The organism is Nonomuraea sp. NPDC005650 (genome assembly GCF_040605375.1).
In the GTDB taxonomy this organism is placed as follows: Bacteria; Actinomycetota; Actinomycetes; order Streptosporangiales; family Streptosporangiaceae; genus Nonomuraea.
Map to the genome: position 1 here is coordinate 143,399 of NZ_JBEXCR010000002.1, position 23,913 is coordinate 167,311.

General features: G+C 71.3%; 21 protein-coding genes and 1 pseudogene. 16 read left to right on the forward strand and 6 right to left on the reverse strand.

The window, feature by feature from the left end:
• The first annotated feature begins 139 nt into the window (after positions 1-139).
• Positions 140-1,168 (forward strand): CapA family protein, encoded by a 1,029-nt coding sequence (locus tag ABZS69_RS03480; protein WP_355365757.1) that lies wholly within the window; start codon positions 140-142, stop codon positions 1,166-1,168.
• A 116-nt stretch (positions 1,169-1,284) separates the two neighbouring features.
• The gene (locus ABZS69_RS03485; protein ID WP_355365760.1) at positions 1,285-2,610 is read left to right on the forward strand and encodes a hypothetical protein; all 1,326 of its coding nucleotides are present in this window, start codon (positions 1,285-1,287) and stop codon (positions 2,608-2,610) included.
• A 46-nt stretch (positions 2,611-2,656) separates the two neighbouring features.
• On the opposite strand, the gene ABZS69_RS03490 is transcribed toward ABZS69_RS03485, so the two are convergent.
• The gene (locus ABZS69_RS03490) at positions 2,657-4,045 is read right to left on the reverse strand and encodes a hypothetical protein (protein WP_355365763.1); all 1,389 of its coding nucleotides are present in this window, start codon (positions 4,043-4,045) and stop codon (positions 2,657-2,659) included.
• A 102-nt stretch (positions 4,046-4,147) separates the two neighbouring features.
• Positions 4,148-5,569: a glycoside hydrolase 43 family protein gene (locus tag ABZS69_RS03495; RefSeq protein ID WP_355365766.1), complete on the reverse strand. Its 1,422-nt coding sequence runs from the start codon at positions 5,567-5,569 to the stop codon at positions 4,148-4,150.
• Positions 5,570-5,749: 180 nt separating this feature from the next.
• Between ABZS69_RS03495 and ABZS69_RS03500 the strand changes: the two genes are divergently transcribed.
• Positions 5,750-6,772 (forward strand): LacI family DNA-binding transcriptional regulator, encoded by a 1,023-nt coding sequence (locus tag ABZS69_RS03500; RefSeq protein ID WP_355365769.1) that lies wholly within the window; start codon positions 5,750-5,752, stop codon positions 6,770-6,772.
• A 105-nt stretch (positions 6,773-6,877) separates the two neighbouring features.
• On the opposite strand, the gene ABZS69_RS03505 is transcribed toward ABZS69_RS03500, so the two are convergent.
• Both ABZS69_RS03505 and ABZS69_RS03510 read right to left on the reverse strand, forming a co-directional pair.
• Positions 6,878-7,258: a hypothetical protein gene (locus ABZS69_RS03505; protein ID WP_355365772.1), complete on the reverse strand. Its 381-nt coding sequence runs from the start codon at positions 7,256-7,258 to the stop codon at positions 6,878-6,880.
• Between the two features lie 148 nt (positions 7,259-7,406).
• Positions 7,407-8,501 carry an XRE family transcriptional regulator gene (locus ABZS69_RS03510; RefSeq protein ID WP_355365775.1) on the reverse strand — a complete coding sequence of 365 codons (1,095 nt, stop codon included), beginning with the start codon at positions 8,499-8,501 and terminating at the stop codon, positions 7,407-7,409.
• A gap of 369 nt (positions 8,502-8,870) precedes the next feature.
• Here ABZS69_RS03510 and ABZS69_RS03515 point away from each other — a divergent pair, with 369 nt between their 5' ends.
• The 3 genes and pseudogenes from ABZS69_RS03515 to ABZS69_RS03525 form a co-directional block, all read left to right on the forward strand.
• Positions 8,871-9,218 (forward strand): type II toxin-antitoxin system RelE/ParE family toxin, encoded by a 348-nt coding sequence (locus ABZS69_RS03515; RefSeq protein ID WP_355365778.1) that lies wholly within the window; start codon positions 8,871-8,873, stop codon positions 9,216-9,218.
• Positions 9,218-9,517: a helix-turn-helix transcriptional regulator gene (locus ABZS69_RS03520; RefSeq protein ID WP_355365781.1), complete on the forward strand. Its 300-nt coding sequence runs from the start codon at positions 9,218-9,220 to the stop codon at positions 9,515-9,517. Before ABZS69_RS03515 ends, ABZS69_RS03520 begins: the two co-directional genes overlap by 1 nt.
• A 195-nt stretch (positions 9,518-9,712) precedes the next feature.
• A pseudogene (locus ABZS69_RS03525) lies at positions 9,713-9,862 on the forward strand (substrate-binding domain-containing protein); the annotation flags it as partial.
• A 295-nt stretch (positions 9,863-10,157) separates the two neighbouring features.
• Here the strand turns inward: ABZS69_RS03525 and ABZS69_RS03530 are convergent.
• Positions 10,158-10,634, reverse strand: coding sequence for a hypothetical protein (locus ABZS69_RS03530; RefSeq protein WP_355365784.1), 477 nt, complete (start codon positions 10,632-10,634; stop codon positions 10,158-10,160).
• Positions 10,635-11,068: 434 nt separating this feature from the next.
• Here ABZS69_RS03530 and ABZS69_RS03535 point away from each other — a divergent pair, with 434 nt between their 5' ends.
• The 8 genes from ABZS69_RS03535 (at position 11,069) to ABZS69_RS03570 (ending at position 17,823) form a co-directional block, all read left to right on the forward strand.
• Positions 11,069-12,244 (forward strand): hypothetical protein, encoded by a 1,176-nt coding sequence (locus ABZS69_RS03535; RefSeq protein ID WP_355365787.1) that lies wholly within the window; start codon positions 11,069-11,071, stop codon positions 12,242-12,244.
• 165 nt (positions 12,245-12,409) lie between these two features.
• A complete protein-coding gene (locus ABZS69_RS03540; RefSeq protein WP_355365790.1) occupies positions 12,410-13,150 on the forward strand; it encodes a response regulator transcription factor in 741 nt (246 codons plus the stop codon).
• On the forward strand, positions 13,147-14,574 hold the full coding sequence (locus ABZS69_RS03545; RefSeq protein ID WP_355365793.1) for a HAMP domain-containing sensor histidine kinase: 1,428 nt from the start codon (positions 13,147-13,149) through the stop codon (positions 14,572-14,574). Before ABZS69_RS03540 ends, ABZS69_RS03545 begins: the two co-directional genes overlap by 4 nt.
• Before the next feature lie 85 nt (positions 14,575-14,659).
• Positions 14,660-15,226, forward strand: a complete 567-nt coding sequence (locus tag ABZS69_RS03550) for an NAD(P)H-dependent oxidoreductase (RefSeq protein WP_355365796.1) — start codon at positions 14,660-14,662, stop codon at positions 15,224-15,226.
• A 10-nt stretch (positions 15,227-15,236) separates the two neighbouring features.
• Complete coding sequence (locus ABZS69_RS03555; protein ID WP_355365799.1) at positions 15,237-16,205, forward strand: ATP-binding cassette domain-containing protein; 969 nt, start codon at positions 15,237-15,239, stop codon at positions 16,203-16,205.
• The gene (locus ABZS69_RS03560) at positions 16,202-17,041 is read left to right on the forward strand and encodes an ABC transporter permease (protein ID WP_355365802.1); all 840 of its coding nucleotides are present in this window, start codon (positions 16,202-16,204) and stop codon (positions 17,039-17,041) included. Before ABZS69_RS03555 ends, ABZS69_RS03560 begins: the two co-directional genes overlap by 4 nt.
• A 78-nt stretch (positions 17,042-17,119) precedes the next feature.
• Complete coding sequence (locus tag ABZS69_RS03565; RefSeq protein WP_355365805.1) at positions 17,120-17,536, forward strand: hypothetical protein; 417 nt, start codon at positions 17,120-17,122, stop codon at positions 17,534-17,536.
• A gap of 5 nt (positions 17,537-17,541) precedes the next feature.
• Complete coding sequence (locus tag ABZS69_RS03570) at positions 17,542-17,823, forward strand: hypothetical protein (protein WP_355365808.1); 282 nt, start codon at positions 17,542-17,544, stop codon at positions 17,821-17,823.
• On the opposite strand, the gene ABZS69_RS03575 is transcribed toward ABZS69_RS03570, so the two are convergent.
• Positions 17,807-19,348, reverse strand: a complete 1,542-nt coding sequence (locus tag ABZS69_RS03575) for an FAD-dependent monooxygenase (RefSeq protein ID WP_355365811.1) — start codon at positions 19,346-19,348, stop codon at positions 17,807-17,809. The genes ABZS69_RS03570 and ABZS69_RS03575 overlap by 17 nt on opposite strands.
• Positions 19,349-19,524: 176 nt before the next feature.
• Here ABZS69_RS03575 and ABZS69_RS03580 point away from each other — a divergent pair, with 176 nt between their 5' ends.
• Both ABZS69_RS03580 and ABZS69_RS03585 read left to right on the forward strand, forming a co-directional pair.
• The gene (locus ABZS69_RS03580; RefSeq protein WP_355365814.1) at positions 19,525-20,718 is read left to right on the forward strand and encodes a cytochrome P450; all 1,194 of its coding nucleotides are present in this window, start codon (positions 19,525-19,527) and stop codon (positions 20,716-20,718) included.
• A gap of 39 nt (positions 20,719-20,757) precedes the next feature.
• Positions 20,758-23,910: an AAA family ATPase gene (locus ABZS69_RS03585; RefSeq protein WP_355365817.1), complete on the forward strand. Its 3,153-nt coding sequence runs from the start codon at positions 20,758-20,760 to the stop codon at positions 23,908-23,910.
• Positions 23,911-23,913 lie beyond the last annotated feature (3 nt).

Here is a 23,913-nt window from a genome sequence, read left to right on the forward strand (position 1 = left end):
TTTCTCACCTCCGTGACGCGAGGGACACCGTCGTCCCCCTCCTCCAAATTCATCCCGTACCCGCATTCGCCCGTCGTGAACGGTTTCGTCGCAGGTCAGAGGGTGTGTCGAAGCCATCGGACGGGGAAGCTGGGTGGACATGACCGAGGAAACCGGGACCACGCCGGGCGCGGGCGCCGGGGAATCCGCCCTCCCCACGGTCACGCTGGCGCTCGCGGGCGACACCATGCTCGGCCGCGGGGTGGCCGAGCGGATGAGGCTGACCGCGGACCCGGCCGACTTCTTCGACACCGGCGTGCGCTCGGTGCTCTCCCGGGCCGACCTGGTCCTGTTCAACCTCGAATGCTGCGTCTCGGACCGCGGCCGACGCTGGGACCCGCTGCGCAAGGCGTTCCACTTCCGCGCCCCGCCCGAGGCCGCGGCGATGCTGGCGGAGCTGGGCGTGCACGCGGTCACGCTGGCCAACAACCACGCCCTCGACTACGGCCACGAGGCCCTCCTCGACACCCTCGACCACCTGGCGGCAGCCGGGATCCGCACCGTGGGCGCGGGCGCCGACCTGGCCCAGGCCTGGGAGCCCGCCGAGCTGAAGGTGGGGGACCTCCGCCTCGCGGTGCTGGGCGTGACCGACCATCCGGCCGAGTTCGCGGCCACCGAGCGCAGGCCCGGCGTCGCGTACGCCGACCTCGGGGCCGGGGTGCCGGACCGGCTCACGAGCATGATCGAGAGCCTGGACGCCGACGCCGTCCTCGTCTGCGTCCACTGGGGCCCCAACATGACCGCCAAGCCCGTCACCCACGTCCGCCGCGCCGCCAGGGCGCTGGTCAGGGCCGGCGCGTCCCTGGTGGCCGGGCATTCCGCGCACGTCTTCCACGGGGTGGCCGGGCCGGTCCTGTACGACCTGGGCGACCTCATCGACGACTACATCGTGGACCCCGAGCTCCGTAACGACCTCGGGCTGATCTTCCTCGTCACCCTGGACGAGCGGGGCCCGGTGCGGCTGCGCGCCGTGCCCATCGCGCTGGACTACTGCCGTACCAGGATCGCGAACGACATGGAGTCCCGCTGGATCCGGGCCCGGTTCACCGCCGCCTGCGCCGACCTCGGCACCGAGGTCCGGTACGAAGCCGGCGCGCTCACCGTCGATCTCCGGTCACAGGCGGAGTGAGCGCACATTTCGGAGGACGCGCCATCCACTTCCGGTACGCGGTCAATTACGGACAGTGACCATATCGTGGTGGTCAGTGACCCCATCGGGGTCCGGCACCCAGCGAGAGGATCGGCATGGCGCAGGAACCGAGAATCGACGTCGAGAGCATCGCCCAGTCGGTCAGGAGCAGCCTGACCGAGGAGCAGTCCGAACGGATCTCGGACGCGCTCGGCGAGCAGGGGATCTGGTTCGCGACCCCGCATCCCCGCGTGAACGAGGCGCCCAGGCCCGACCACATCTGGGAGCTGGTGGGTGACAGGCCGCACCTGGGGCGCACGGCCACCGGACGGGCCGCGGTCCACCTGGCCGAGGGGCACACCGCGCTGACCCGGCCGCTGATCTTCGCCGACGGCTTCGGCTACGGCCCCAGCGACCTCGCCGCGCTGTGGGCCCACCTCAACAGCGAGCGCAGCCCCGGGTTCCTGGACCAGCTCAGCACGATGGGCATCGACGTCATCCTCCTGGGCTTCGACCAGCGGCAGACATACATCCAGGCCAACGCGGCCGTGGCGGTCACCTGCGTCCAGCGCGCCATCCAGGAGCGGCAGGGCGACCTCCCGCTGGTCGTCGGCGGCGTCAGCATGGGTGGCATGATCACCAGGTACGCCCTGGCGCGCCTGGAGAGCGAGGGTTTCGACCACCAGACCGACAAGTACTTCTCCTACGACACGCCGCACCTCGGCGCCTGGATCCCGCTGGTGCTCCAGCAGCTCGCCTACCTGCACGAATCGCTGGAGCCGCGCTCGGACGGCCCCGGGCAGGCCGAGCTGATCCGCAGCCCGGCCGCGCAGCAGCTCCTGTGGGCCTGGGTCGAGAACGAGGACTACTCGGGCCCGGTGACCACCGCCAGCCCGCTGCGCACGGACTTCCTGGACGACCTGCGCCGGGTCGGCTGGTTCCCGATCCGCCCGTACAAGCTGGGGATGGCCAACGGGGTCGGCGACGGCACGGGGCGCGACCTGCCTCCGGGCACGCCGGTGTTCGACCTGCACCACGACCCGCTGCAGCTCACGGCCAGGATCCAGCCGGACATGGGCGAGCTGCAGAACATCGGCACGATCAAGTTCGGGGCTCCGGCATGGACGAGCGCCACGTCGCACGTGGCCGCGTTCGACGGGGCGCCGGGCGGCACGCTCGACTCGTGGGGCAGGGTGGCCGACGCGATCGGGCTGCCCGTCCCCGAGCGGTTCCGCCACAGCTGCTTCGTGCCCGCGGTCAGCGCCATCGCCCTGGCCAGGGACCCGTACCAGTGGCAGAGCGACCTCTACAGGGACCTGTCCGAGCTGCCGAAGGACGGGACGTTCCTGGACACGTTCTGCTGCGACACGACCAACACCGAGCACGGCAACGTCTCCGAGGTGCTGATCGACTGGTTCCTGGAGCAGCTCGCCGGCTGGTAGCGGCGGCGAGGCGCCGGCTCACACGCGAGCCGGCGCCTCTTCGTGTCTAGCGGACGCCCCGGTGCACGACCAGGAGCTGGTCGCGGGTGGCGTTCCGGTCGCGGTAGGCGATCGCGGCCGGGGCCTCGGCGCTGTGGTGGCCGGGCAGCCTCTCGTCGGCGCTCCACGAGGAGCCGTCGAAGACGGTCCACCACAGGCGCTGGTCGCTGGCGCCGCGGTGGACGCAGTAGAGGCGGTCCTTGTAGACGGTCAGCGCGGGGCCCTCGGCGGCCGAGTGCATGGTCAGCTTCTGGTCGGGCGTCCAGGCGGAGCCGTCCCAGCGCGTCCACCACAGGCTGGAGTCCTTGCCGGTGTGCACGCAGTAGAGGTGGCCCCGCCAGACGGCCAGCGCCGGGTTGGACCGGCAGGCGTGGTCGGGCAGTTGCTGACAGGGGCTCCACGAGGAGCCGTCCCACCGCGTCCACCACAAGGTGGAGTCGGTCCCGGCGTGCACGCAGTAGAGCTGCCCGTCGAACGTGGCCAGCGCGGGGGCCGACGCGCTGGGGTGCTCGGGCAGCCTGGCGTCGGGGCTCCAGGTGGAGCCGTCCCAGCGCGTCCACCACAGGTTGTCGTCGCCGTCGCCGCGGTGCACGCAGTAGAGCCGCCCGTCGTACGCCGCCAGCGCCGGAGCCGAGTCGCTGACATGCGCGGGCAGTCTCCGGTCCGCGCTCCAGCCCTCCTGGGCGTCGTAGACCGTCCACCACAGGCTGGGGTCGTCGACCTTGCCGCGGTGGACGAGGACCAGCCCGTCCTGGAACTCCGCCAGGGCCGGGGCCGACACGTCGAAGTGCTCGACGAACGCCTGGTCCGGGGTCCACCCCTCGCCGGGCTCGTGCGTCGTCCAGTACAGCCTGCCGCCCTCGCGCCGGTCCTCGCGAGCGGGCACCAGCATGGCGGGCGCGACCCACGGCGAGACCAGCTTCACGCCGTACGGCCGGGCGGCCGAGGTGATCCAGTCGGCCTTGGCGCGCACCTGCCGCTCGATGAGCGGCGCGAGCCAGGAGCCCAGCACGAGGGCCGCGGTCTCGCCGACGAGCTGCGGGATCTCGGCGGCCAGCAGCGCGGCGCTCTCGTTGAGGTGGATCTCGAAACCCCACCACCTGGAGACCGGCCAGACCTCCGCGCCCATGGTGCGGAGCTCGTCCTGGAGCCGGTGTACGCGGTCCTGGGCCTGGGGCGACAGCTCGGCGACCTGGCGCCCGCTCTCCCGCTTGGCCGCCGACCACTCGACCTCGACGGCCTCCCGTACGGAGGAATCGTCCAGCAGCTCGCTCTCGACGGCCGCGTCCACGGCGGCGGCGGCCACCGGATCGTCCTCGCTGTGCAGCAGCGCGTCCTCACCGTCCACCGCCGCCGCGTCGAGCCCCGCTCTGTCGGTCCGGGTGTCGTCAGTCATTTCCAGCCCCCCTGGAGTGATCCGCACCATTCGATGCGCATATGCACCACTATGGTAACCAGACGTAGTCAGTCGATTACTCTCCAGGTGGGGTGGTGGCCGCTACCTCTCGATGTCCACGGCGAACGTGTCGAAGGCCGCCCGGCCCGTCCCGTCCCCCGCCGCGAACAGACCCAGCACCGCACCCACCCACCGGCTCTGCGTGGCCTGGAAGGGTTCGCCGACCTCGCGCAGCCCGTCGCCGGTGTCGGCCAGGAACGTGACGAGCGCGCCGTCCCCGATCCGCGCGCCGACGGTGACGCGGGCGCCGTCCTTCACGGGCACGGGCTCCATGTCCCCGCACACCAGCACGGTCCCGCCCGCCGCGCGCTCCAGCCCGACGTAGGCGTAGGTGAACCCGAGCACGACCAGCCCCGCCCGGCCCGCGCCGTCGAGGGTGAGGCCCGTGGTGACCGTGCAGGGGTCGCCGGGCAGCCGCTGCCCGAGCACGGACGGGCGCTGCGTGAGATCCTCAGGACCCGGCGCACAGGCCAGGCTGAGCGTGCCGTCCCGCAGCTCCCACCAGGAGGGGTCGGGGTTGGCCTGCCAGCTCCACTGCAGGCCGAGCCCGGGGCCGGCGAAGTCGTCGGAGGTGGCGGGCGCGGCCGGCACGGCGCCTGGGACGGGCACGGGGCCGCCGGGCACCGGCTCTCCGGCCGCGCCCATGACCGGCCAGCCGTCCTCCGCCCAGGCCATGGGCTGCAGGTGCACGACCCTGCCGTAGGGGCCGCGGTCCTGGAAGTGCATGAACCAGTGCTCGCCCGACGGGGTGTCCACCCAGCCGCCCTGGTGCGGCCCGTTCACGTCGGTCCCGCCCTGCTCCAGCACGATCCGGTCCTCGTACGGGCCGAAGATCGAGCTCGCCCGGAACACCGACTGCCAGCCCTGCTCCACGCCGCCCGCCGGGGCGAAGACCCAGTACGTGCCGTCGCGCTTGTAGAGCTTGGGCCCCTCCAGCGTCCGGTAGCCGGGCAGCAGGTCGGCGTCGATGATCAGCGTGCCCTCGTCCAGCACCTCGCGGGCGTCCGGCGACATGCGGTGCAGGGTGAGCCGGTTGTTGACGCCGGCGCGGCTCTTGGCCCAGCCGTGCACCAGGTACGCCTGGCCGTCGTCGTCCCACAGCGGGCACGGGTCGATGAGCCCGGCGCCCGGCTTGACGACGTGCGGCGCGGTCCACGGGCCCCGCGGGTCCTCCGCGCTCACCACGTGGATGCCCACGTCGGGGTCGCCGTAGAAGATCCAGAACCGCCCGTCGTGGTGGCGCAGCGAGGGCGCCCACACGCCACAACCCGGCCGCACCTCGTCATGGCCGCTCGTCACGGCGTGTCCGATGATCGTCCAGTTGACCAGGTCGCGCGAGTGCAGGATCGGCAGCCCCGGGACCTTGGTGAAGGTGGAGGCGGTCAGGTAGAAGTCCGCGCCGACGCGGATCACGTCGGGGTCGGACCAGTCGGCGTTCAGCACGGGGTTGCGGTAGGTCGTCATCCCTCACTCCTTGACGGCAACTGCTGCAAGCGGTTGCAGGAAACGTCGCACCCACACGTACGTGCCGTCAAATGCCCCGCGCACCCCCAGGAGGCCGGGAGCAGGCCCTGACGGCCGAATTTCGAAATTTTCGAGGCGCTGGCCTGGCGGTTCCCGGACGCGGCGGGGAGAGTGGGGGGCATGACGGTCGAGGACCAGCCCCAGCAGTTGCCCAAACTGGCCGTGATCGCCCGCGAGGCGGGCGTGTCCGTTGCAACCGTTTCCAAGGCGCTCAACGGCCGCTCCGACGTCTCCGCCCACACCCGCCGGCTGGTCGCCGAGGTGCTGGAGCGGCGCGGCTATCCCAGGCAGCGGCTCAGGCCCGCGCGCGGGAGCATGGTGGACGTCATGCTGCAGGCCCTCGACTCGCCGTACGCGCTGGCGATCCTGGGCGGGGTGGAGGACGCGGCCTGGCGGGCGGGCGTGGACCTGGTCGTCTCGGCGGTGTGCGACCGCACCAAGCACGGCCAGCCCCCGCCCGCGTGGCTGAACCGGATCGGCGCCCGCGACAGCGCCGGCGTCCTGCTCGTACGCACGTCGCCGACGGCCGCGCAGCGGGCCTGGCTGGCCGACCGCGGGATCCCGGCGGTGATCGTCGACCCGCGCCGCAAGCCGCCGTCCGGCCTGCCCACCGTCGTCTCGGCCAACCTGGACGGCGCTCGGGCGGCCACCGAGCACCTGATCGCCCTCGGCCACTCGCGCATCGCCGTCGTCGCCGGCCGCCCCGGGGTCCCGTGCGCGGCCGAACGGCTGGCCGGCTACCGCCAGGGCATGGCCGCCGCCGGGCTCCGGGTGGATCCCAGGTGGGAGGTGTGCGGCTACTTCCAGCAGGCCGACGCCCTGCGCGCCACCCGCCGCCTGCTGGCCTCCCTCCCCCAGCCGCCGACCGCCGTCTTCGCCTGCTCGGACTCCATGGCCGTCGGGGTGTACCAGGCGCTGGGCGAGCACGGGCTGCGCGTGCCCGACGACGTGAGCGTGATCGGCTTCGACGACTCCTGGGCCGCCGCCCACGTCACGCCGGCCCTCACCACGGTCCGCCAGCCCTGGCCCGAGCTGGGCGCGGCGGCGCTGACCGCGCTCCTCACCGACCGCGCCCCGGCCCGGATCGAGCTGCCCACGGCGCTGGTCACGCGTTCGAGCACCGCCCCGGCCCGACCGTCCTGACCACAGGCGCACGCCTGGTGCGCCGCCGTCCCGACCAGATACGCCGCAGGGAGGGCATCCACACGCCGCGACCCGGCCGCACGTCGTCATCGTCGCAGGGACGATCTAGAGAAGCCCGCGGTCTCTGGCCCAGCCCGGAAGCTCGGGTCCTGTGCAGGGAAGGCGCATCCCGGAGGCTCGTAGAGCGTCCACGTGGTTGCAAATCTCGACCAGAGTCATCTTGCCGAGCCCCTGCAGCCGGATCAGCAGCCATATGGTGCCGTGGATCTCGAGTCCGTTCGCCCGGCCGACCTTCGTCGCGTCTCGGTCATCCGTGAGCGCGACCAAGCCGTGTACCTGGGCCGCGGCGAAGATACTGGCCTCTCCCTTGTCGTAATCGTCGCTGGTGCCGAGTAGCTGGCTCCATGCGTCGAAGGCAATGAGCTCTTCGACCGAATCCTGAGGTTGGATATGCAGCCACTCGAGTTCCGCAAGGCGCCGCAGCAAAGGACACTCGTCGGAGTACTTGCCCAGCTCGTCGACAGCTCCGTGACGCTCGATCCTAGAACATCGGGTTGGTCGGCCTTGGCAAAGTGAAGGAGCACCATGGTGTCGGTCACGAGCGGAGGCAAAGGGCCGACAGACTTCGATTCGGTCACGGGCGCTCGTCCGTCTCAGCTATCGGAGGCAGGTCCGTCTCGCTTCTGAGCTGTCCGTGCATGAGCTCCAGAGCTCGGTGACTGGTGATCCGACTGTTCTTGTACGCCGTCATCACCGCGTGGGCGAAAATTGGAGACACGCGGATCTCGTCCAAATCCGGCTGAGGTGTCCAGCCCAGGGAATCCCTGAACTCCGCGAAGGTGGGTGGACAGGTCCGCAGGTCCTTCTCCGCGTTCTGGTCGATCGCATTGGCGACTCTTGCCTGCCGCAGCGCGAGACTCCAGGACGTCCGATACTCCGCCGCGAGACGGACCAACTCCGCTCTGGTGAGGGCAGTCGATGCCGCAGCATGCCGGATCGCCTCAATTGGCAGGAGAAGCTCAGCGGCGAAGGCGTCTATCACGGCTTCACGAGCTTCGCGGGAGGTGCCTACTCCCAGGTCGGTGGAGTATTCATCGCCCAGGATCAGATGCCCGAGTTCGTGGGCGGCGGTGGTTCGCCGCCGTCCAGGATCACCGCTGATGCAGACGACGGCGGCAGCCACGTCACCGTCTATCGCCGAAGCGCCTTCTCCAGAAAGATCGGTCACCAGGACGAACTGGCCGCACCGTTCACACAGGCCGGCGAGCGACTCGATGGGGGCGAGCCCGAGATCCAGCTCAGCTCTCAGCCACCGGGCCGCGTCCGCGGCCGCCGCCGGCCCATCGACCTTGCCGTTGTATCGCTTGATGGGGATGAGTTCCAGCGCCCCGAGAGAAACCAGGAGTCGGATTTCCCGAATCCAGGCCGCGAGAGCCACATCCATGCGGTACGAAGCCTGTGCGGCAGGCGACGCCGTGTCCTCGGCCAGAGGCGGGCGGTGGGACATAACGGCCGGAGGCGCGTTGAGGAAATGACCCATTGGAAGATCGAGTGCTCGGGCCAGTCGTACGAGTTCCAGAGCGTCGAGACGCCTTGTACCGGCCTCGATCTTACTGATCATGGTTCTGTCGAGACCGGTCAGCTCGGCCAGCTGTTCCTGGGAGAGCCGCATGGCCAGTCGGGACTCGCGGACTCGCGCGCCGATGTCGGCCCAATCCAGCGTGCTCATAGTGCGATAATCGCACACTCGTCGGCGAGGCGGCCATTGACTCGCCCCCTGAGTGCGACTTCTTTACCCAAGGCCGCCGCCAAAGCGTGCAATAGCCACTCATGCCACGCTCGCCTATTGGGGCGCGAGGTCCTGTTCAAGAACCCGAACGGCTACTGCGGGATCGGCGGCACAGGCGTGGCCTGCCCGGTTGGGCTCACGTCCGGCGAGGCGTAGGGTCGCGGGGGCCGTGACTACCGGAGTCTCGGGGGTATTCACGTGGCCTCTTCTGCCTGCCGGAGTGGCTGTGGGTAGTCGCGGAATCACTTTGAGCGGTCAAATTCCGTGATCGCATGATCGGGTAGTTTCTGCTGTCATAGCATCGTTGCTATGGTCTGGGGTAGCGTAGAGCTGGAACCGGAAGTTCGGGAGTGGCTGGAGAAGCTCTCGGCAGAGTCGTTCGCCCGAGCGGCTTTCTACATCGATCTACTGGCGGCGGAAGGCCCGCTGCTGGGAGAGCCGTACACGCGACAGCTCGATGGCAAGCTGCGCGAGCTGCGGTTCTACCTTGATGATCTGACAATGCGGATCAGCTACTGGATCGATTCGGATCGGCGGATCATCCTTCTGACCGTTTTCCACAAAACGCGAATGAGAGAAGATCGAGAAGTGGACCGGGCACGGCGGGCGTTGTCCCGTTGCAAGGACGAGGCGCACTCGGTGGACGAGGAGTGGTGATGGCCGAGCGGACCGATTGGGCTGATCTCCGTGACCGACGACTGTCCGAGCCCGGGGCGGCCGAGGCATACGATGCGGCTCGGCTCGCCTTCGAGCTCGGTCGGGCAGTACGACAGATGCGGGAATCTCGTGGGTGGAGCCAGAGTGAGCTGGCTCGTGCGGCCGACATGACGCAGTCGGCAGTGGCCCGTTTCGAAGGAGGAGGCACCGTGCCGACGCTGCCGGTCCTCGAGCGACTGGCCAGGGCCCTGGACGCCGAGCTGGAGGTGCGAATCAGTCCACGTGCTCCCGCAGCCTGAGCCTGATTTATCGCGCGAGATGGAGTGCGACCACCATCAACATCAGACGGGTCCACCCACCCGGCAGACCCGATCGCTATCTCGTGAATTCTTACGTTGCTCGGGCCAAAGCCAAGGCCGTAATGATGGGTGTCGCGCCCAATGCGTGACGCGTATTCATGAGCGCGACCGGCTTCCTGGGCCGCCGCCCACGTCACGCCGGCCCTCACCACGGTCCGCCAGCCCTGGCCCGAGCTGGGCGCGGCGGCGCTGACCGCGCTCCTCACCGACCGCGCCCCGGCCCGGATCGAGCTGCCCACGGCGCTGGTCACGCGTTCGAGCACCGCCCCGGCCCGACCGTCCTGACCACATGCCACCGCAGAGGCGCAACCCAAGCGCCGTTCTTCTCTGGTGATGGGTCGCTCCATGCTTCCCCGGCCCCCGAATTCCCCGAAGGCGAGCCGGTCCGGGGTGGGCAGCAGACGGCCCACTGTCCAACCGGTCAACGGGCGGGGCTGATGGCGCCGGAGGCGCGGGGGGTGCGCCGGAGGCGCCCGAGTAGGGGCGTCTGAGCCCCTGCGCGAAGCGCCCCTGGCGAAGCCCTTTGTCTGGGGCGGGTGTCAGCGGGCCCACCATCCAGAGGGGCGACGGGCGGGCGGCATTACTTGCCGTCGTGGTTGCGGTGGCGGTCGTCGCGCTGCGGGCGGGGGGGCACCACGTCGAAGGTGGCCGTGGCGGTCTTGTTGCCGACCTTGACGGTCACGGTCTTGCTGCCGGGCTTGGCCGTGGCCGGCGCGGTCAGGGTCTTGGTGGCCTTGCCGCCGGAGAGCGCGACGCGGTAGCTCTTGCCCTCGGGGCTGGTCACGGTGGCCGTGCCGGAGTGCAGGCCCTTGGCGACGATCGTCACGTCGTACGAGTCGCCGGCACGCACCCGCTCAGGGTCGACGGAGACCTTCAGCGCGACCTTGCGGGCGTCGTACCCCTTCGCCAGCTGGTCCTGCGGCACGGTGGGCGCGGCCGGGTTGGAGTGCGCCGGCTGCGGGGCCTTGGCGGTCGCCGCCGGCTGCGGCCTGGCGCCGTCGGCGAAGGCGGCTCCCGAGAGGGGCAGCGCGAGCAGGGCGGCGCTGGCGATGGTCACGGCGAAAGGCTTGGAGAAGCGCACTGGAGACGAATCCAATCCGGGAAGGACCTGGCCGAACCTCTGAATTCGGCCCCGAAGGTCATCCCTCGCCAATCACCCTGCCGAGCCAACCTGAGAAACGTCTGTGCCTACCTTATGTATTGGATAAGCGCAGGTAGGGGCCTCGACATGGAGTCAGTGATCTGCAACACATAATTTCTCTTATGTGATTTTCAGATTCTCTCCGGGTTTGCTCTCAGGATCGGCGGCGGCCTTGGAGAATCGCCACGGCGAAGCGATCTTCGCTGGATCACGGCGCGATCACGGCGAGCTGTGCGCCAGCTAAATCCGGACATATCGGGACATGGGGGTTGGGCTCGGAGGGATACGTTCCTGCCTCACAGACGCACCGAACGCTCATGGCGTTCCCGCGACGAGCAAGGAGTATCCCCTTGAAGATCAGGCACACCCTCGTCCCCGTCGGCGGCGGGCTGGCCGCCACGGCGCTGCTCGGCGCCTCGCTGGCGGGCACCGCCCAGGCCGCCCCGCATGTGAAGCCGACCGAGAGCGTCAGCATCACCACCGCCAAGGGCATCGCCGCCTACTGGCTGGAGAACAACGGCGCCGCGCTGAAGGCCGCCACCTACGTCGAGGAGGACACCACCGACGTCGACAAGCTCACCTCCACGGGCACCCCGTCCACCGACACCAAGGCGGGCTCGGTCGCCCCGACCGGCACCACCACGACCACCACCAAGTCGAAGAACGTCAACCTGCCGAAGACCATCGGCAAGGTCTTCTTCGTCGACTCGGCGGGCAAGAAGCGCTGGTGCTCGGCCTCGTCCATCCAGGGCAAGTACGCCAACGTGGTCGCCACGGCCGGCCACTGCGTGTACGACACCGCCAACGACGAGCAGCTCCTGGACAACTGGGTCTTCGTGCCCGGCTACTACCAGGGCAAGGCCCCGTGGGGCGTCTACGTCGGCAAGCAGGCGTTCGTGCACTACGACTACAGCGTGTACGAGGACTACGACCGCGACTACGCGTTCGTCTCGGTCTACAACGGCGTGACCGTCAAGGACTCGACCGTCACCAAGTCCGAGTACGACGCCGACCGGGCCAAGCCGGGCACCGACACCACCAAGGCCGACCACGGCTACTACGACCGGTCGTCGAACACGTACCACGTGATCGACGCCACGGACGCGGGCCGGCTGGGCGACAACGTCGGCGGCCAGGGCATCTCCTGGAACCAGCCGCTGAAGAAGGCGCACTACGTGTTCGGCTACCCGCAGGCCCCGCAGCCCGACGGGAACAAGCCGTTCACCGGCGTCACGCCCAAGTGGTGCTACGGCACGACCACGGCCAAGACAGTGGGCTCGGCCGCCAAGAAGATCGAGGAGCACGTGGGGCTGAAGTGCTCCATGACCGCCGGCGCCGACGGCGGCCCGTGGCTGCTGAAGTACAGCAGCGCCAAGCGGCTCGGCTACCTCAACGGCGTGACCAGCGCGTTCTACGACCAGGACGAGAACGACCGGGTCGACTACATCAGCTCGCCGTACTTCGACGCCGAGACCTACAGCGTCTACGCCTCCGCGGCCAACGTCTGGTCCGGGAAGCTCTTCTGACCGAATAGGGGGTGGCGGCTACGCGTAGCTCTGATCGCGCTTTAAAGGGATAGGAAGGGTCCGGCACGCCGCCGGGCCCTTCCGCGCGTCGCCCCTGAGCGGCTCACAGGCGATTCACAAGCAGGAATCATCAAACCTTCATAGAGGGAGGCCATCGTCACGGATATGCACACGACCAGCCCGAACTCCCTGTCCGAGCCCGTGCGCCGAGCGGACGGCAGCTCGATCAACATCCTCGTCGTGGATGACGAGCCCCCGCTGACCGAGCTCCTTTCCATGGTCATGCGCCAGGAGTCCTGGGACGTGCGCAGCGCGCACAACGGCAGCGAGGCCATCCGCGCGGCGCGCGGGTTCCGCCCCGACGCGATCGTCCTGGACGTCATGCTGCCCGACATGGACGGGATCCAGCTCCTGCCCAGGTTGCGCGCGGTGCTGCCGGGCGTGCCGATCCTGTTCCTGACGGCCCTCGACTCGCTCCAGGACCGGCTCGTGGGCCTGCGCGCGGGCGCCGACGACTACGTCACCAAGCCGTTCAGCCTGGAGGAGGTCGTCATCCGGCTGCGCGGCCTGCTGCGCCGCTCGGGCGCGGCGCAGGCGCGGGCCGACGCCGGGCTCGTGGTCGGGGACCTCACGCTGGACCAGGAGACTCACCAGGTACGCCGGGGCGGCAAGGAGATCAGGCTCACGCCCACGGAGTTCGAGCTGCTGCGCTTCCTCATGCACAATCCGGGCCGGGTGCTCAGCAAGTCGCAGATCCTCGACCGGGTGTGGGCGTACGACTTCGGCGGCCAGAGCAACGTCGTCGAGCTGTACATCTCCTACCTCCGTCGCAAGATCGACGCGCAGCGGGAGCCGATGATCCACACCGTGCGCGGGGTGGGCTACACGCTCAGACCCACCGGATGACGATGTCGCTGGAGACCAAGCTGGTGGTCTCCTCGATCGCGCTGCTGGCCACCGTCTCGGCCGTCATCGCCACCGCGACGACCCTGCTGTTCCACGACTTCCTCACCGACCGGCTCGACGCCCAGGTCACCTCGGCCGCCCGCCGCTCGACCAGCGCGGCGGCGCAGCGGGGCGACGCGCCGCCGGAGGCCAGGGAGGTGTCGTTCCTGCTGTCGCCGGGGCAGTCCGAGGGCACGTTCGGCGCGCGGATCCGCCAGGGCGCGGTGCGGCGGGCCGCCGTGCTGACCGGCATCGACACCGTGCGCGAGGTGCCCGCGCCGCCGTCGCTCGCCGCCGTCTCCCGCGCCCCCGTGACGGTCGATCTGGGGCCGCTGGGGTACTACCGGATGGCCGCCGCCCGCACGCCCGACGGCGACGTGCTGGTCACCGGGCTGCCCATGACCGCCGTGGACTCCATGCTGACCAGGCTCGTCGTGGTGGAGGCCGCCGTCACGCTGGCGGGCGTCGCGCTGACGGCCGCCGCCGGCACCCTGCTCGTACGCCGTGCCGTACGCCCGCTCGGGCGGCTCGCGGCCACCGCCGCCAGGGTGTCGGAGCTGCCGCTGGCCACCGGGGACGTCGTGCGCCTGGCCCGCGTGCCCGAGGTGGACACCGACCCCGGCACCGAGGTCGGCCAGGTGGGCGGCGCGCTCAACCGCATGCTCGGGCACGTCGAGACCGCCCTGGCGGTGCGGCAGGAGAGCGAGACGAGACTGCGGCGGTTCATCGCCGACGCCAGCCACGAGCTGCGCACGCCGCTGGCCTCCATCGTCGGCTACGCGGAGCTGACCAGGCGGAGCGGCGAGTGGCACGGGCCGCAGACGGATCACGCGCTCGGCCGCATCCGCTCGGAGGCCGGCCGGATGACCACGCTGGTGGAAGACCTGCTGCTGCTGGCCAGGCTGGACGCGGGCCGGCCGCTGGAACGGGTGGAGCTGGACCTGTCGCCGATCGTGGTCAACGCGGTCGGCGACGCCTACGCGGCCGCGCCCCGCCACCGCTGGCTGATCAGCCTGCCCGACCAGCCCGCCCTGGTCCTGGGGGACGCCGACCGCCTGCACCAGGTGATGACCAACCTCCTCGCGAACGCCCGTACCCACACCCCGCCCGGCACCACGGTCACCGCGACGGTCCGGCTCGGGGAGCGGGTGCGCGTCGAGGTCGCGGACGACGGGCCGGGCATTCCCGGGCACGTGCTGCCCCACGTGTTCGGCAGGTTCGCGCGGGGCGACGGGTCGCGCTCGCGGCTGGCCGGCGGCAGCGGGCTGGGCCTGGCCATCGTGTCGGCGGTCGCGGCGGCCCACGACGGGCGGGTCGAGGTGCGCAGCACGCCGGGCGACACGGTGTTCACGCTCAGCCTGCCGCCGGTGCCAGACCCGATCTAGCGGCCCTTGCCTGCCGCCGGTGCCAGATCCGATCTAGCGGCCCTTCTAGCGCCTGAGAGGTGACGGCGCAGGAAGGGGGCACACCATGGATCCGCTGCGGGTCGCGGTGATCATCGGCAGCACCCGGGTCGGCCGGGTCTGCGACTCGGTCGGCGCGTGGTTCGCCGGGTGGGCCCGGCGCCGCCACGACCTCGCGGTCGAGACGCTCGACCTGGCCGGCTACGCCTTCCCCCACTGTTACCCGGAGGAGGCGACGCCCGACATGTACAGGTTCGCCGGTGCCGTCGGCGGGGCGGAGGCGTTCGTCGTGGTCACGCCCGAGTACAACCGCAGCTTCCCCGCCTCGCTCAAGCAGGCGATCGACTACGCCTACGACGAGTGGCAGGCCAAGCCGGTCGGGTTCGTGGCCTACGGCTCGGGCTCCGCCGGTCAGTACGCCGTCGAGCAGCTCCGTACGGTCTTCTGCGCCCTGCACGCCGTGACCGTCCGGGACTGGGTCGGGTTCGACCTGCTCGGGGAGGCCGTCGACGAGCACGGGCGGCCCCGCGACACCGACGACCGCGAGCGCGCCGTCTCGGCCGTGCTCGACCAGCTCACCTGGTGGGGCCGGGCGCTGCGCGAGGCCAGGCGCGCCCATCCCTACGTCTCCTGAAAGGACCGCCATGTCAGATCTGGCGATACGAACCTCCGGCCTGGTCAAGGTCTTCGGCGACACGCGCGCCGTGGACGGCCTCGACCTCGACGTGCCGGCCGGCGCCGTGTACGGGGTGCTCGGCCCCAACGGCGCGGGAAAGACGACCGCCGTACGCATGCTCGCCACGCTGCTGCGGCCCGACGGGGGCGAGGCGACCGTGTTCGGGCACGACGTGGTGCGCGAGGCGGACGCCGTACGCGCCCGGGTCAGCCTGACCGGCCAGTACGCCTCCGTGGACGAGGAGATGACCGGCGCCGAGAACCTGATCCTGCTCGGCCGCCTCCTCGGCCACCGCAAGCCGGCCGCGAGAGAGCGGGCGGCGGAGCTGCTGGAGGCGTTCGGGCTGACCGAGGCCGCCGGGCGGCAGGTCAAGACGTACTCGGGCGGCATGCGGCGGCGCATCGACATCGCGGCCAGCATCCTCAACACGCCTGACCTGCTCTTCCTCGACGAGCCCACGACCGGGCTGGACCCGCGCAGCCGCAACCAGGTCTGGGACATCGTGCGCGTCGTCGTCGCCCACGGCACGACGGTGCTGCTGACCACCCAGTACCTGGAGGAGGCCGACCGGCTGGCGAGCCGCATCGCGGTCATCGACCACGGCCGGCTCATCGCCGAGGGCACTCCCGGCGAGCTGAAGGCGTCCGTCGGGTCCGGCTCGGTCCACGTACGGCTGCGCGACCCGGCCACCCGCGCCGACGCCGAGCGCCTGCTCGCCGAGACGCTGGATGCGCCCGTCTACCTGGAGGCGGACCCGGTGGCGCTCACGGCCCGCGTCACCGGCGAGGGCGGGGAGGCGGCGCAGGCCGCCCGCGCCCTCGGGCGGCTGGCCGAGGCCGGCATCGTCGTCGACGACTTCTCCCTCGGCCAGCCCAGCCTGGACGAGGTCTTCCTGGCCCTGACCGACCGTCCCGCCGCCGAGGAGGCCGCAGCATGAGCACCACCACCACCGAGACCGCGTACGCGCCCGCGGCCGAGACGCTCGGCACCGTCCTCGCGCCCACGGCCCGGCCGCCGCGGCCCAGCGCCTGGTCGGCGTCGGTGACGTTCGGGTGGCGGGCCATGCTGAAGATCAAGCACGTGCCCGAGCAGTTGTTCGACGTGACGGCGTTCCCGCTGATGATGACGCTGATGTTCACCTACCTGTTCGGCGGCGCGCTGGCCGGGTCGCCGACCGAGTACCTGCAGTTCCTGCTGCCGGGGATCATGGTGACGAGCGTCGTGATGATCACCATGTACACGGGTGTCGAGGTCAACAAGGACATCGAGAAGGGCGTCTTCGACCGGTTCCGCACCCTGCCCATCTGGCGGCCCTCGACCATGGTCGGCTACCTGCTCGGCGACATGCTGCGGTACACGCTGGCCTCCACGATCATCCTCGTGATCGGGCTGGTGCTGGGGTTCCGCCCGCAGGGCGGGCTCGGGGGCGTGGTGGCCGGGATCCTGGTGCTGCTGGGGTTCTCGTTCGCGTTCTCGTGGGTGTGGACGATGTTCGGGCTGCTGCTGCGGAGCGAGAAGTCGGTGATGGGGGTCAGCATGCTGGTGCTGTTCCCGTTGACCTTCCTGAGCAACGTCTATGTGGATCCCTCGACGATGCCGGGGTGGCTGCAGGTCTTCGTGAACGCAAATCCCGTCTCGCATCTGGTGGCGTCCGTGCGGTCGCTGATGGCGGGCTCGCCCGACGGCGGGCAGCTCGCGTGGGTGCTGGGGTGGTCGCTGGCGTTCATCGTCGTGTTCGGCGCGCTCACGATGCGCCTGTACAACCGGAAGTAGTTTTTGCGCCGAGTTATCGCGACCCTTTCGAGGGCTTTCCGTGACAGGGCGTCATCCGGTGCTACGTTTCAGTGGATCATGTCGCGAGAAATGACGGGAAGCGCATTGAGGGCATTCGTACGCATTGTTGCGAGCGTCGCGGTCGGATGCGGTGTCCTGCTGTCCCCGACCGCCGCGTCGGCCGCACCGGAGCCCGGCGACGGCTCCCTGCTCACCGAGCTGGTCGGCGCGGATCTCGGTACGGTACTCAGGACACTTCCCGGCGTTTTCTGTGGAAATCGCCTGATCGCCTACAACTCGCCGTCCCCCAATTCTCCGACCACATGCGTGAACGGCCCGGAGAACAGCGGGAACTCGACCAACAGCGGGAATTACCACAGCGAGGGAAATCCCATCAACAGCGGCAACTTCGAGAATGCGAACGGCGCCGTGAACAGCAACAACACCTCCAACGGCGGCAACACCGCCAACGGCTCCCAGTCCGTTCACCGGTGACCGCGATGAAGACCTTCAGGCGGAGAACCGGAGTGGTCGCGGCACAGCTCGCGCTGCTGTTGGCGCTGCCACCCGCCCTTCCCGCTCTCGGGCACGGATTCCCCGAGGACAGCGGCAACCCCTGGAACAGCGGCAACTTCCGAGGCAAGGGCCGCCAGGTGAACAGCGGCAACTTCAACAATGCGAACAGCGCCGTGAACAGCAACAACACCATCAGCGGCGGGAACTTCGCCAACGGACCCCAGTGCGTCGTCGAACGCAGAGCCCTCCTCAAGGGCGGCTGCTGACGGAAGGCCCGTCGAGACGGTGACCGAGCGCCCGGCGTAGAGCGCCGTCGGGGTTCTCACCCCGGCCGTCGGGGTTCCCGCCCCGCCAGGCGACATGCTGGTCGGGGCGGACCAGCGTCAGGGGCACGCCCGGCAGGTCCACCGCCCGCAGCGGCACTCGCAGCTCGCGCGCCTGCCCGGCCAGCGCGGCGGCTCCTGGGGCGCTCTGGTCCCCGACCACGCTGAAGCCCCGGCCGAGCCGGTCGTACAGGGACGATCCGGGAGCCAGCCACCGATGCGGCAGGCGTTCACCGGTACCCTCCGCCACGATGGGCGAGCCCGCGTAGGTGTAGCCGAGCACCAGGTCCAGGCTGTGGAACTCGCTGTCCTTGGTCCTGCGCACCGCCTCCGCCACGGCGGGCCGCACCTTCTCGAACGCGGCCTCCTCCCCCGTCAGCGCCGGGTCGGCCAGTTCGGGGGCGAGAGTGGCCATGTTCGCGGCGGCGGCCTCGATGGTGTCGGCCGCCACCGGGCGGCGCTCGGTCTCGTAGGTGGCCAGCAGCGTGGCGGGCGCCCATCCGCGCAGCACTGCGGCCAGCTTCCAGCCGATGTTGACCGCGTCCCCGATCCCGGTGTTGAACCCGTGCCCGCCGTACGGCGGGTTCTGGTGCGCTGCGTCGCCCGCCAGGAACACGCGCTCGCTCCCGTACCGGTCGGACAGCAGCATGCGCGCGTTCCACGGGTCGGTGGCCAGGATCTCCGCCTCGATGTCGGCACCCGCCAGGTTGCGGACCAGCCGCATCGGATCCGCCCCCTCGGCGGGGACGCCCTGCGCGATGCACCACCAGGTGTCCTCCAGGTCGAGGCGGCCGACGATGCCGGGCTGGTCCGGGTTCAGCACCCAGTAGTGGACGGCGGGGCCGTGCGGCATCCGCTCGGCCAGGCCGGGGGCGCGGAAGACGATGTTGAAGTTGGGCCTGGCGTCCTGGCGGCCCTCGTACCGGGCGCCGATGGCCGCCCTGGTCACGCTGCGCGGGCCGTCGCAGCCGACCACGTACTGGGCGCGTACCTCACTCTCCTCGCCGGCGGCGGACACGACGCGCACCGACACCCCGTCGGCGTCCTCCCGCAGCCCCGCCACCTGCCGGCCGGTGAGCAGCGCGTCCCCGACGGCCTCCCGCAGCACCTCCTCCACCAGCGGCTGCGGCACCTGCTGGCCCGGCTCGGCGGCCAGCTCGGAGCCTGCCAGGTCCAGCCCGAAGCACCCGCCGATCCTGGTGATCTCCCGTCCGAGCAGGCTGCTGACGAACACGGCCTGGTCCGACCACCCGACCGCCAGCGGGGCCCGCTCGCGTACCTTCTCCGCCAGGCCCCACCTCCGCAGCAGCTCCATCGACCGCGCCGACGTCGTCTTGGCGCGCGGGCGCAACCACGACACCTCCTGGCGCGGCTCGACCACCACGCACCTCACGCCCTGGTACGCCAGCTCCACGGCCACCGCCAGCCCCACGGGCCCGCCTCCGGCCACCAACACGGGCACATCCACGGGAACCGCCTTTTCATTCGTAAGGATCAAGGGCATGCTGACCCTCCCCCAGTGACCATCGCAACCCCCACGCCGCGCGCCCGCCCTCTCGTGGAGGGGGTGACCGGGGGCCCTGGAGACCGCACCGGTGGGTTGTTACGGTTTACGCCTCAACCGACGATCATCAAGGGGTTTGCATGACCGAGTCCTCGACGATGCCGCTGCACATGCGGCGGGTGGGGTTCGACCCGGCTCCGGAGCTGGCGACGGTCAGGGACGAGGAGGGGATCAGGCGTGTCACGACCCCGTTCGGCCTGGACGTCTGGCTCGTCACCAGACACGCGGACGTCCGCGAGGTCCTGGGCGACGCCGAGCGGTTCAAGCTCGCCCAGCAGACCGTGGCGCGCCTGCCCGGAGCGCCCGAGATGACCCCCGAGCAGTTAGCCAAGATCCAGGCGGGCAACCTCCTGGGCGTGGACCCGCCCGAGCACACGCGGCTGCGCAGGATGCTGACCCCCGAGTTCACGAACCGGAGGATGCAGCGGCTGGAGCCGCGGATCAGGCGGATCGTGGACGACCACCTGGACGCCATGGAGGCCGCGGGTTCGCCGGTCGACCTGGTGCCGGCGTTCTCGCTCCCGATCCCGTCGCTGGTCATCTGCGAGCTGCTCGGCGTCCCGTACGAGGAGCGCGAAGGCTTCCAGCACCGCACCAACCGGATGCTCGACCTGTCGGTGCCCGGCGATGAGCGGCTGGGGCTGCAGTTCGAGTCGCGGGCGTACATGGAGGGCCTGGTCCGCCGCATCCAGCAGGACCCGGGCGAGGAACTGCTCGGCATGCTGGTACGCGAGCACGGCGACGACCTGACCACGGACGAGCTCGTCGGCATCGGCAGCCTGCTGCTGTTCGCGGGCCACGAGACCACCTCCAACATGCTGGCCCTGGGCACCCTGGCCCTCCTGCGCCACCCCGAGCAGCTCGAACTCCTCAGGAAGGAGCCCGAGCGCATCGACGCCACGGTGGAGGAGCTGCTGCGCTGGCTGAGCATCGTCAACTCGGGCACGACCAAGGTCGCGACGACGGAGGTCGAGCTGAGCGGCCGTACCATCCAGCCCGGCGAGCTGGTCCTGTGCGCCCTGCCCGCCGCGAACCGCGACCCCGCCCTCCTGCCCGACGCGCACACGTTCGACCTCTCGCGCGGCGCTCCCGGCCACGTCGCCTTCGGCCATGGCATCCACCATTGCCTGGGCGCCCCGCTGGCGCGCATGGAGCTGCGGATCGCCTTCCCCGCGCTGCTCCAGCGCTTCCCCGGCCTGCGCGAGGCGGGCGCCGCGGACTTCCGCTCCTCCCACATCGTGTACGGCATGAGCTCCCTGGAGGTGGCCTGGTAGGGAGAAATTGTCGGCCGCGGCGGATAACGTGCGAGCGTCATGCCTATCGACGTCGCGGCACACGAGCTGATCGGCAGGGAGCACCCGGCCGCGCTGCTGCGTGCCGAGATCGCCAGGGTGATCGGCAGCCACGGCGGCCTGGTGCTGGTCACCGGCGAGGCGGGCATCGGCAAGACCACGCTCGTCACGAGCGCGGCGGGCGAGGCCAGGCGGCAGGGCGCGCTGGTGGTGGGCGGCGCGTGCTGGGATTCCGGCAGCGCCCCCGGTTACTGGCCGTGGGTCCAGGTCGTCCGGGCCCTGCGGCGCGCCGCGGAGCCCGAGGAGTGGGCCGCGGCGGAGAAGGCGGCGGGCGCGAGCCTGACCGCCCTCCTCGGTGAGAGCCAAGGCCAGGCGCACAACCCGGGGCAGGGGCAGGGCTCGGGGCAGGGCGCGGGGCAGGGGCAGGATCCGGCGCCCGAGGCGTTCCGGCTCTATGACGCCGTCACCTCGGCCCTGGTGTCGTTGTCGCAGCGGCGCCCGGTCGTGGTCGTCATCGACGACCTTCACGTGGCCGATCCGGCCTCGCTCCGGCTGCTGGAGTTCGCGGCGCAGCAGACCTGGTTCGAGCGGCTGCTGCTGATCGCCACCTATCGCGACACCGAGGTCGAGCCGGTCGACCACCCGCTGCGCGACCTCCTCTCGCCGCTGGTCGCCCGGGCCACCACGATCACGCTGACCGGGCTCGACAAGGTGGGCGTCGGCGCGCTCATGGCCCGCACGGTCGGCCACGACCCGCCGTCCGAGCTGGTCGCGGAGGTCCACCGGCGCACGGGCGGAAACCCGTTCTTCGTCGAGCAGACCGCCAGGCTGTGGCGCAGCGGCGGCTCGGCCGACGCCATCGCGCCCGGGGTGCGCGACGCGCTGCTGCGCCGCCTGTCGCTGCTGCCGCGCCCGGTGGCGGAGCTGCTGCCCACCGCCGCCGTGCTCGGGCGCGAGTTCCACCGGCAGGTGCTGGCCGCGACCGCGGCGGCGCCCGTCGCGCACGTCGATCGGCTGCTGGAGCTGGCCGTGGTCGCCAAGCTGGTGGTGGCCAAGGGCGGCGGGAGGTTCGCGTTCGCGCACGACCTGGTGCGCGAGACCCTGTACGACTCGCTGGACGACCCGGCCGAGCGGCACGCCGCGCTCGTCCGCGCCCTAGACCGCTCGCCGGGCCTGGCGGACAAGGTGCTCCCGAGCGACCTGGCCGGGCACGCCCATCTCGCCCGCGACCACCTCGACCCCGATCGGGTGATCGACCTGCTGCTGGACGCCGCCCGTGACGCGAGCGGGCGGCTGGCGGGCGAGGAGCACCTCGGCCACCTGCGCCGGGCGTACGAGCTGAGCTCCGCCGTCGACCGGCGCAGGCGGGCCATGGTCGCGCTCGACCTGGGCAGGGAGCTGGGCCACCAGGGCGGGCTGGACGCGGCGCGCCAGGTGTTCGACGAGGCCGCCGCCATCGCCCGCGACCTCGACGACCCCGAGCTGCCCGCCCGCGTCGCGCTGGTCCTCCACAGCGCCTACGGCCTGGAAGGGGCCCTCGGCCAGTTGCGGCAGGCCCACGCCCGGCTGGTCGGCGGGTCGCCGCCCGACGAGCGGCTGGCGCTCGACCTGGTCTTCCACCTCGCCACGCTGGCCAGGCAGGACGGCGACGACGACGCGCTGGCCTTCAGCCTGTGGGCGCACCACGACATCATCTGGGGGCCGGGCACGGCCGACGAGCGCCTGGCGCTGACCGGCGAGCTGCTGGAGGTGTCCAGGCGCACGGGCGACTGGAGCCTGGCGCACTTCGCCGCCGCGCTGCGCTGGGTGGCCATGATCGAGCAGGGCGACCCCCGCTACCACGACGCCTTCCACGACTACGTCGCCAAGGGCCGGCGCAGCGGCCGGCCGCAGCTCGACCTGTCCACCTCCGTCGACGTGAGCATCGTGGCCGCCCTCACCGGCCGCTTCGGCGAGGCGGAGGCGGCGCTGTCGGAGCTCCGGCTGGACTCGGTGGACGATCATTTCGCGTTCATGGTCATCCATCACCGGTGGGCGCTGATGTCGCTGCAGGGCAGGATCGAGGAGGCGGGCGAGGTGCTGCGCGAGCTCAGCGGCGGCGGCCACCCGTGCCCCTCGCTTCTGGCGGCGCTGACCGCCCTGCGGGCCGACGACCTCGACACCGCGCTCCGGCACCACGCCGACGGGCCGCCGGGCAGCCGCATGGTGGCGCCGCTCTGGCTGCGGTTCCAGGCGGAGATCGCGGCGGCCACGCGCGATCCGGAGCTGTGCGCGACCGCGCGGGCCGCGCTGGAGCCGCATCGGGGCCGGTGGTCGGTGTCGCTGTTCGGCTGGGACGTCAGCGGGCCCTACGACCTCTGGCTGGCCCTGATCGACGCCGCGGAGGAGCGCTGGGAGGCGGCCGTCGAGGGCTTCACGTCCGCCTACCGCTCGGCCGACCGGATGCGGGCGCGGCCGTGGTCGGTGACCGCCCGTGCCCGCCTGGCCGAGACGCTGCTGGCCCGCGCCGGGCCCGGCGACGCCGACGCGGCGGAGGCGCTGCTGGCCGGGGTGCGCGCGGAGGCCGCGGAGCTGGGCATGCGCCACGTGCTCCCCGACCCGGTGGGCCCGCCTGATGCCGCCGCGGGCGACCCGGAGTTCAGGCGTGACGGGGAGGTGTGGTTTCTCGCGTTCGCGGGCCGGGTGGCCCACATGCCCGACGCCAAGGGCCTGCGCGATCTGCACACGCTGCTGAGCCACCCCGGCGACGACGTGCCCGCCGTGCTCCTGCTCGCCCCTGAAGGCGGCGAGGCCGTGGTCGCGGCCCGCCGGATGGGCGGTGACGACGTGCTCGACGAGGAGGCCAAGAGCCGCTACCGGCGCCGCCTGGCCCTGCTGGACGACGAGATCGACCGGGCCGCCGAGCTGGGGGACGATCGGCGGGCGGCCGCGTACGACGAGGAGCGGGCGGCGCTGCTGGAGGAGTTGCGGGCCGCCGCGGGGCTCGGCGGGCGCACGCGGCGGCTGGGCGACGAGGCCGAACGCGCCCGCAAGACCGTCACCGCCAGGATCCGCGACGTGCTGCGCAAGCTCGACCAGGCCCACCCCGAGCTGGCCGCCCACCTGCGCGCCGCCGTCTCGACCGGCTCCACCTGCCGCTACCGGCCGGACGACGCCGTCCCCTGGCGGCTCTGAGCC

Excerpts from the sequence above, each read along its gene's own strand:
- ABZS69_RS03565 (WP_355365805.1), top strand. The coding sequence starts at position 17,120 with ATGTCGCGAGAAATGACGGGAAGCGCATTGAGGGCATTCGTACGCATT.
- ABZS69_RS03570 (WP_355365808.1), top strand. The coding sequence starts at position 17,542 with ATGAAGACCTTCAGGCGGAGAACCGGAGTGGTCGCGGCACAGCTCGCG.
- ABZS69_RS03495 (WP_355365766.1), bottom strand. The coding sequence starts at position 5,569 with ATGACGACCTACCGCAACCCCGTGCTGAACGCCGACTGGTCCGACCCC.
- ABZS69_RS03585 (WP_355365817.1), top strand. The coding sequence starts at position 20,758 with ATGCCTATCGACGTCGCGGCACACGAGCTGATCGGCAGGGAGCACCCG.
- ABZS69_RS03555 (WP_355365799.1), top strand. The coding sequence starts at position 15,237 with ATGTCAGATCTGGCGATACGAACCTCCGGCCTGGTCAAGGTCTTCGGC.
- ABZS69_RS03560 (WP_355365802.1), top strand. The coding sequence starts at position 16,202 with ATGAGCACCACCACCACCGAGACCGCGTACGCGCCCGCGGCCGAGACG.
- ABZS69_RS03550 (WP_355365796.1), top strand. The coding sequence starts at position 14,660 with ATGGATCCGCTGCGGGTCGCGGTGATCATCGGCAGCACCCGGGTCGGC.
- ABZS69_RS03515 (WP_355365778.1), top strand. The coding sequence starts at position 8,871 with ATGGTCTGGGGTAGCGTAGAGCTGGAACCGGAAGTTCGGGAGTGGCTG.
- ABZS69_RS03480 (WP_355365757.1), top strand. The coding sequence starts at position 140 with ATGACCGAGGAAACCGGGACCACGCCGGGCGCGGGCGCCGGGGAATCC.
- ABZS69_RS03490 (WP_355365763.1), bottom strand. The coding sequence starts at position 4,045 with ATGACTGACGACACCCGGACCGACAGAGCGGGGCTCGACGCGGCGGCG.
- ABZS69_RS03520 (WP_355365781.1), top strand. The coding sequence starts at position 9,218 with ATGGCCGAGCGGACCGATTGGGCTGATCTCCGTGACCGACGACTGTCC.
- ABZS69_RS03485 (WP_355365760.1), top strand. The coding sequence starts at position 1,285 with ATGGCGCAGGAACCGAGAATCGACGTCGAGAGCATCGCCCAGTCGGTC.
- ABZS69_RS03540 (WP_355365790.1), top strand. The coding sequence starts at position 12,410 with ATGCACACGACCAGCCCGAACTCCCTGTCCGAGCCCGTGCGCCGAGCG.
- ABZS69_RS03500 (WP_355365769.1), top strand. The coding sequence starts at position 5,750 with ATGACGGTCGAGGACCAGCCCCAGCAGTTGCCCAAACTGGCCGTGATC.
- ABZS69_RS03580 (WP_355365814.1), top strand. The coding sequence starts at position 19,525 with ATGACCGAGTCCTCGACGATGCCGCTGCACATGCGGCGGGTGGGGTTC.
- ABZS69_RS03545 (WP_355365793.1), top strand. The coding sequence starts at position 13,147 with ATGACGATGTCGCTGGAGACCAAGCTGGTGGTCTCCTCGATCGCGCTG.
- ABZS69_RS03510 (WP_355365775.1), bottom strand. The coding sequence starts at position 8,501 with ATGAGCACGCTGGATTGGGCCGACATCGGCGCGCGAGTCCGCGAGTCC.